The sequence below is a fragment of the Collinsella aerofaciens genome, from assembly GCF_040926405.1.
Classification (GTDB): Bacteria; Actinomycetota; Coriobacteriia; order Coriobacteriales; family Coriobacteriaceae; genus Collinsella.
In genome coordinates this window covers 25230-32885 of record NZ_JBCOIG010000013.1, presented here as the reverse complement: position 1 = coordinate 32885, position 7656 = coordinate 25230, and the positions used below count along the sequence as shown (strand labels likewise).

At 62.9% G+C, this 7656-nt stretch carries 6 protein-coding genes; 1 reads left to right on the top strand and 5 read right to left on the bottom strand.

Going from position 1 to position 7656, the window contains the following annotated elements; translation table 11 throughout:
• Positions 1-359 (bottom strand): SIS domain-containing protein (locus tag AB5758_RS06080; protein WP_368155436.1); only part of this gene is annotated, 359 nt, incomplete at its 3' end.
• Positions 360-564: 205 nt separating this feature from the next.
• Here AB5758_RS06080 and AB5758_RS06075 point away from each other — a divergent pair.
• Entirely contained in the window at positions 565-1287 is a 723-nt protein-coding gene (locus AB5758_RS06075) for a GntR family transcriptional regulator (protein WP_161115158.1), read from the top strand.
• Between the two features lie 47 nt (positions 1288-1334).
• On the opposite strand, the gene AB5758_RS06070 is transcribed toward AB5758_RS06075, so the two are convergent.
• The 4 genes from AB5758_RS06070 to mfd all read right to left on the bottom strand — a co-directional run bounded on the left by AB5758_RS06070 (position 1335) and on the right by mfd (position 7648).
• The gene (locus AB5758_RS06070; RefSeq protein ID WP_118080704.1) at positions 1335-1916 is read right to left on the bottom strand and encodes a GNAT family N-acetyltransferase; all 582 of its coding nucleotides are present in this window, start codon (positions 1914-1916) and stop codon (positions 1335-1337) included.
• Positions 1917-1993: 77 nt separating this feature from the next.
• A complete protein-coding gene (locus tag AB5758_RS06065) occupies positions 1994-3019 on the bottom strand; it encodes a threonine aldolase family protein (RefSeq protein WP_195645221.1) in 1026 nt (341 codons plus the stop codon).
• A 45-nt stretch (positions 3020-3064) separates the two neighbouring features.
• A complete protein-coding gene (locus AB5758_RS06060) occupies positions 3065-3928 on the bottom strand; it encodes a phosphatase PAP2 family protein (protein ID WP_195645222.1) in 864 nt (287 codons plus the stop codon).
• 87 nt (positions 3929-4015) lie between these two features.
• Complete coding sequence (gene mfd, locus AB5758_RS06055; protein ID WP_195645223.1) at positions 4016-7648, bottom strand: transcription-repair coupling factor; 3633 nt, start codon at positions 7646-7648, stop codon at positions 4016-4018.
• Between the last annotated feature and the right edge of the window lie 8 nt (positions 7649-7656).

Sequence of the window (7656 nt, the reverse complement as noted above, 5' to 3'; positions counted from 1 at the left end):
ATCTTGTAGTCGCAGACCTCGGTGAGGCCGGACTCGTCAACATAGATTGCGATGGTGCTGGCGCCGTGGTCCTTGGCGACCTGGGCGGCGACGATGGTCTCCTTGGTGCCGCGCATGGACACGACGACGGCCAGGGTGTTCTCGTTGACGTAGGCAGGGGTTGCGTGCACGAACTCGTTGCTGGTGTAGCTGGAGCTCACGACCTGCGTGGCCTCGTGCTCCATAAAGTACTGGGCAGGATAGTTGCCGCCGTTGGATCCACCAGCGCCAATCCACACGACGCGCTTGATGCCGCCCTTGTCTGCCTTGTCAGCCAAAACCTGGGAGACGACATCCTTAACCTGTTCCTGAGTAGTCATCGTGCATCAGCCTTTCTTCTCGTTTGATGCTCTCGATGGCATACAAGTTACATACATGTTTTGGTTATGTCGACTAGTTGTATGCTATATTTGTCTTAGATATTTTGCTGATGCGGTTTTCGACAACTGGCTACCAGCGGTTTTGTTGTTGTATTGAATACATGCTTGCTTAGATAGGCATACAAGTTAGATACAGGTTGATCACATGAACGCTTCGTCTAAAAAGAAACTGAACCAATACGAGCGCTTGGCGGGCATGTTGCGTGACCGCATCGCCGCCGGCATCTACGCACGCGGAGACAAGCTGCCGTCCGAGATGGAACTCATGGACGAATCGGGGCTGTCGCGCAGCACCGTGCGCCACGCCCTTAAGGTTCTCGTTGATGAGGGCCTGGTGCGCACCGAGCGCGGGCGTGGCGCCTTTGTGGCCGACACGCCCGCGCTCCACGAGAACAACCTAGTGTTTTCGAGCTATACCAAGCAGGTCGAAGGTCAGGGCATGAAGCCCACCACGCGCACCGTGGACTCGGGCTTTGCCAAGGCGGCCGGCAGCATAGCTAAGTTCTTTGACGCCGCCGTGGGCAGCAAGCTCGTCAAACTTGTCCGTCTGCGCTACCTGGACGACGTGCCGCTGTGCCTGGAGACCACCTACCTGCCGCCAAGCTTCGAGACGCTCATCGATCGCGATATCAACGGTTCGCTCTACGCGACGCTGCGCCAAGAATTCCATCGCGCGCCGGCACAGGGGCATAAGACCTTTGAGGTGTGCTACGCCTCGCAAAACGAGGCGTTTTTGCTCAACGTCGAGCGCGGGCAGGCACTAATCCTGATCACCGACTACGTCTACGACACCGACGGCCGCCCGCTCCATGTCTCCAAGCGCATCCAACGCACCGACCGTGCCAAATACACCGAACCCATCGGCTAACCAACACCAAAACCACCACAAAGGGGACAGGCACCTTTGTGGTGGTTTTAGGCGAGGAGGTCGGGGAACCAGGTTGGCTTAGGTTGGTTAGGGACGCGCTCGGCCAGGACCAGCTCCATCCAGCACATGTCGTACCAGCGGCCGAACTTTTGGGCGCAGCGGTCGAAGGCGCCCACCAGGCGATATCCCATATGGGCATGGAAATCCTGGCTGTTGTGCGTCAGGTACTCGTCGTCCTTGTCGTGCGGCACGGCAATGAGCGCGCACATGTTGGTGATGCCCATCGCGATCAGACATTGCTTGAGCGCGTCGTGCAGCTTGCGGCCCAGCCCGCCGTGGCGCACATCGCGCGCCAGGTAGATCGATGTCTCGACCGACCAGTCGTACGCCTCGCGGCTGTTAAGCGAACTCACGTAGGCATAGCCTACCGGACGCCCGTCCAACTCCATCACCAAATATGGATAGCGCTTGAGCGTACGCTCGATGCGCCCAGCGAACTCCTCAACGCTCGGCACCTCGTATTCGCAGGTAATCGCCGTCTGGCGCACATACGGCTCATAGATGGCAAGCAACGCCGGCGCATCATCGGGCGTCGCCAGGCGAATCGTCGGCTCGGACATCTCGGTCATACAACCCTTCTCCCCAAAAGCAAAGGCCGCCCTGCGCCAAGCTCAGGCGCAGGGCGGCCCCTTGTCATTACATCAGGCTACAGGACAGCCGCCAACGCGTCGATATCCTCCTGCGTCGTGGCCCAGCTGGTGCAAAAGCGCACCACCGTGTGGGTCTCGTCGTACTTTTCCCAGTACTCGATCGAGGCATGCTCGCGAATGCGGGCCATGTCCTCGTTGGGCAGAATCACAAACTGCTGGTTGGTCGGCGTCTCCAAGAAGAACTGGTAGCCGCGCTCGTGCAGCACGCGACGCAGCGCCTGAGCGGTCTCAATCGCCTGGCGACCAATCTCAAAATACAGGCCATCGGTAAAAAGGGCCTCGAACTGCACACCCGTCAGGCGGCCCTTGGCAAGCAGCGCGCCGTGCTGCTTAATACGCGGAATGGGATGCGCCGGGGTGTGCATGCCGCAAAACACCACAGCCTCGCCGCACAGAGCGCCGCACTTGGTGCCGCCGATGTAGAACACGTCGCACAGCTGCGCCAGCTCGGGCAGGGTAATGTCGCACTCATCGGCCGCCAGCGCATAGGCCAGGCGGGCGCCATCCACAAACAGCGGAATCTCGCGCTTCTGGCACACTGCATGGATCGCCGCGAGCTCGGCCTTGGAGTACAGCGTGCCGTACTCGGTCGATAGACTCACGTACACGGCGCCCGGGAACACCGTGTGCTCGTAGCTCTCGTTTTCGTAGAACACCTGGATATAGTTCTCGAGGTCCTCGGCGTGCATCTTGCCCTCGTAGCCGGGGATGGTGAGCACCTTGTGGCCGCCAAACTCGATGGCGCCTGCCTCGTGACAGGCGACGTGGCCGGTCTCGGCAGCAACGACGCCCTCGTACGGCGCAAGCAACATGTCGATCACCGTCGCGTTGGCCTGCGTGCCGCCCACCAGAAAAAACACGTCGGCATCGGGGGCCTGACAGGCCTCGCGGATAAGTTGCTTGGCACGCTCGGTGTGCGCATCGGTACCGTAGCCGGGCTGCGGCTCCATATTGGTGTCGACAAGCGCCTGCAGCACCGCCGGATGTGCACCGTGGGAATAGTCGTTGTTAAACGCGAGCATGGCAATCCTCTCTTACCGGGTATCGGCCAGATGATTCAAACGGGGCTATTGTACGCCGTTGGGATAGGCGATGCGCGCGGCAAGGCACTCAAGTGCCAGTACCAGGGCAAAACCGCAGCTCACGTCACTCAAAAAGTGCGCTCCAATCACGATGCGCCCAAAGGCGACGAGCGCCGCGATCACAGCCGCCGCCCAAAAGATCACGCGGCGACGCGAAGGTTTTTCCTTAAAGGCTGCCGCGGGAAGCCCGGCGAGCATAAGGCCAATCGCCGCATGCGCCGTGTGTCCGCTCGCAAACGACTTGAACCCGTCCTTAATCACGCCGGCGGCGATATAGGCCCACTTGTCGGGGTTGCCGATCACCCACCACGGCTGAAAATTGAGCCCCGGCGTGACCTCGATCACGCGCATGCGCGGGCGCGACCATAACGGCTTAACAATGACGTTGAGGATGATGGCCTGAGCGACCCACACGGCCAGCACCATCAACGCCCAGCGCGTGAGCTCGTCGGGCTCGGTCGTGCGCGTAAAGCGATAGACGATGAGGTTGGCAGCAATGACCAGCACAAACGTCAGCACCAACTGAACCGCGATGAGTTTGCCGCCAACCCTCAGGGACGAAACGATCTCGTAGCCGGTCAGGCCAACGTTGACGAGGATGCCGAGCACGGCGAGCCACTTGCTCGTCTTGGAATCGGGTCGCGCCGAGCGCACGAGCATAACGCCCGCGATGCTCGCCGTCAGCTCGAACGGCAGCTCGCCGGCCGCCTCGATAAAGCGGCCGTACATGCTGCCGATGTTGAACAGCGCGCTCGAGATCTGATAATCGAAGAAGCTGCCCACGCCCAGACAAAGACACAGGACAACCGCGATAATGGCGACATCTTTCTTATAGATGTATCCGAACATGCTTTCCTTTCGATGGGGCTGGAATCAACCTGCGAGGTGGCGGGGCAAAGAACAACTGGTAGCTATGCCCCGCCACGCCCCTACTTGTTAGTCATCGTCGCTCGTGCCTAATTGCTGCAGCAGCATGAGTGCCGCGGCCACGGGGCCGGTGCCGTCGCTGGCGTCGAGACCGCGACCCAGGCCGCTGCCCGCGCCGGCACCCGCCTTGTAGGGCACCGACAGTTTGCGGCTCTTGGGAAAGTTCACCGCGCCATAGCGGGTCTTAAGCTCAAAGGCCACCTTCTTGGGAACGTCAACCCCCAGGAAGGTAATGCGTCCACCGCTGAGCGTGACGCTCTCGAGCCCCAAGCGCTCGCCGCGAATGCGGATGCGAGCGCGGTTGAACAAGTTAAGCCCCGCCAACGGCAGCTCACCGTGCGCGGCCTCAGTCTCTTCCTGCACCTCGTCGATACTCTCCAGGTCCTCGGCCGCCGCGAGTTTGCGGTACACGAGCACGCGCTGGTCCACCGCCGGCAGGTACTCCTCGGACAAGAAGTAGTCGGCCGGCAGGTTAATGCCCACGCTCGCCGCCTCCACGCCGGCATCGTCATCGCCGCGCGCCTCGGCCACAGCCTGGCCCAGCATCTGCGTAAACAGGTCAAAGCCCACGCTCGACAGGTTGCCATGCTGCTCGGCGCCCATAAGCGAGCCGGCGCCGCGAATCTCCAGGTCGCGCATGGCGATGCGCATGCCGCTGCCCAGGTCCTGGAACTCGGAAAGTGCGGTCAGGCGCGCCGTGGCCTCCTCGGTGAGCGGCAGCTCGCCCGGGAACATAAAGTACGCGTAGGCCTGCGTGGCAGAGCGGCCCACACGGCCCTTGAGCTGGTAGAGCTGTGCCAGGCCCAAGCGCTGCGAGTCCTCGATGATCAGCGTGTTGGCGGTCGCGTTGTCGATGCCGCTCTCCACGATGGTCGTGGCGATGAGCACGTCGATCTTTTTGGTCGCGAACTCGATCATCACGTCCTCGACCTCACGCGGGCTCATCTTGCCGTGTGCCACACCCACGCGCGCCTCGGGCGCGGCCTCGTGCACGCGCGCCACGGCGTCGTCGATGGTCTTGACGCGGTTGGACACGTAGTACACCTGGCCGCCGCGACCCACCTCCAGGCGAATCGCCGCGCTCACCACGTCGGGGTCGTACTCCCCCACGTGCACGATCACGGGACGACGCCCGGTCGGCGGTGTGGTGATTAGGCTCATGTCGCGCACGCCACTCGTGGCCATCTGCATGGTTCGCGGAATCGGCGTTGCCGAAAGCGTGAGTACGTCAATCTGCTCGCGCAGGTTCTTGAGCTGCTCCTTGTGCTGCACGCCAAAGCGCTGCTCCTCGTCGATGATCACCAGGCCCAGGTTCTTGGGGTTCACATCGGCCGAAAGCAGACGATGCGTGCCGATGAGCACGTCGATCGTGCCCTCGGCAAACGCCTTGAGCGCGCGCTTTTGCTGCGCCGGCGTGCGGAAGCGGCTGAGCACCTCGACCTCGAGGCCAAACGGGGCAAAGCGCTCAAAGAACGTCTCATAGTGCTGCTGCGCAAGAATGGTCGTGGGGCAGAGCACCATGACCTGGCGGCCGGAGTCAACGCACTTAAACGCCGCGCGCAGGGCGACCTCGGTCTTGCCAAAGCCCACATCGCCGCACAGCAGGCGGTCCATGGGCTTGGGCGCCTCCATGTCGGCCTTAATATCGGCGATGGCCTCCAGCTGGTCGCGCGTCTCGTCGTAAGGGAAACTCTCCTCCATCTCGATCTGCTCGGGCGTGTCGGGCGGGCAGGCGATACCGGTAATCGACGAACGGCGCGTATACAGATCGACCAGGTCAAACGCCAGCTTTTTGGCGTTCTTGCGCGCCTTGTTCGTGGCACGCGTCCAGTCGGCAGTGTTGAGCCTGGTCAGGCGCGGCTTGTCACCGTCGGGACCGACGTATCGCGTGATGCGGTCGACCTGCTCGAGCGGCACGTAGAGTTTGTCGCCGTCGGCATATTCCAGCAAAAAGTAGTCGCGCTCCTTGCCGCCCACTTCCTGGCGCGCGATCTCGCTAAAGAGCGCGATGCCGTGAGTGGCGTGCACCACGTAGTCGCCCGGCTTAAACGGGAACGTGATCTGCGTAATGTCCACCTTGCGGCGGCTGCGCGCGCGGTTGGCGTCCATGCGGGCGTTGAGGTCGGCGATCGAGAACACGGCCAGGTTGGCATCGGGCACCACTACGCCCTGCGGCAGGGCGGCATCGACAAAGGTTACGCGTCCGCGCGAGATGGTGGGCACGGCAGCACCGGCGGCAGCCTGGGCGGCACCCGCCTCGAGTGAGCGGGCGTTGAGCGCATCTGCCTTGCGCTCGCGAATGGAAGCATGGGCCTCCTGGCGGGCGGCACGGTCGGCAGAATCCGCCGCTGCCACGCGCACGCGGTCGCCGATAGCGCCGGTATTTTCGGGCGCCGCGGTCAGCGACTCCTCAAAGGTAATGCCCTCGTCGCCAAAGGTAAGCTCCATCGACTCGCGCGCACCGCGGTCGGGGATGGCAAACACGCAGGCATAGCGCTTACCCACGACCTCCTGGATGCGCGTCATAAAACGGTTGTCCGAGCCTGCGATGGCCGGCTGCTCAATCTTGAGCTCGGCCGTCACCGCACCGCCGGCACGGATGAGGCTCACGTAGTTCAGGCGCTGCTGGGCACCAAAGTCGAGCTGTTGGGCGCGCACGTACAAGCCGTCCAGGCGATCGACCCCCGCCTCGCCGGCACGGGCCTCGATATCCTCGTAGGCGCGCAGGCAATCGTCGAACAGCGAGCGCGGCTCGGACAGCACCACGAGCGCCTTGCCGCTCACGTGCGACAGCGGGCTTACGGTCTGGCCGTACATCACCGGCAAAAAGCGATCGAGCTCAGGCGTGACGATGCGCGCATCCACCATCTCGAGCAATGCGGCCAGTTTGCTGTCGTCCTGGCTGGCACGATAGAGCGCCACATGCATGTTGTGGACGGCCTCGTCGGTAAGCGCCAGCTCACGGCAGGGGAAGATCTCGATGCTGTCTTCGTTGCCGATGGTCTGGCCCGTTGAGCTCACCATACGGCGGATGCGATCGATCTCGTCGCCGAAAAACTCAATGCGCACGGGCGCTTTTTCCTGCGCGGGGAACACCTCGACGGTGTCGCCGTGCACACGGAACAGGCCGGGCGCGTCGGCGGCACCGGCATTGGTGTAGCCCATGCCCACCAAGCGCTGTGGCACCTCGTCAAAAGGAATCTCCTCGCCCACCGCAAAAGTAGTGGACTCCCAGTAGCGGCTCTCGACTGGCGGCACGCAACGCAGCAGCGCACGGGCCGAGGCGACCATGATGCAGTTGTCCCCGCGCACGATGCGCCCGAGCGCCTCGCAGCGCTGGGCAACCACGGCATCGTCAGGCGCCTGCTCGCGCCACGGATAGTCCTTGCGCTCGGGAAAACGGCACACGTGCGCCAGGCCCACATAAGCAGCAAGGCTGCGCGCGGCGCGATCGGCCGCGTCCTCGCCGCTCACAATGTAGACCGTGGGGCGCGGACGGCGCGCAAACTGGGCTGCCGCCATAAGCGTGCGACCCGATTGCGACACGGCCAGCGTCACGTCCTCGCCGGCATCGAGTCCGGCCTCGACAGTCTGCAGCGCCTCGGCAGTGTAGAGCTGCGCGGCTATACGGTGAATGAGCATGCTGTTCC

Coding starts and splice junctions, on each gene's coding strand:
- AB5758_RS06075 (WP_161115158.1), top strand. CDS start 565: ATGAACGCTTCGTCTAAAAAGAAACTGAACCAATACGAGCGCTTGGCG.
- AB5758_RS06070 (WP_118080704.1), bottom strand. CDS start 1,916: ATGACCGAGATGTCCGAGCCGACGATTCGCCTGGCGACGCCCGATGAT.
- AB5758_RS06065 (WP_195645221.1), bottom strand. CDS start 3,019: ATGCTCGCGTTTAACAACGACTATTCCCACGGTGCACATCCGGCGGTG.
- AB5758_RS06060 (WP_195645222.1), bottom strand. CDS start 3,928: ATGTTCGGATACATCTATAAGAAAGATGTCGCCATTATCGCGGTTGTC.
- mfd (WP_195645223.1), bottom strand. CDS start 7,648: ATGCTCATTCACCGTATAGCCGCGCAGCTCTACACTGCCGAGGCGCTG.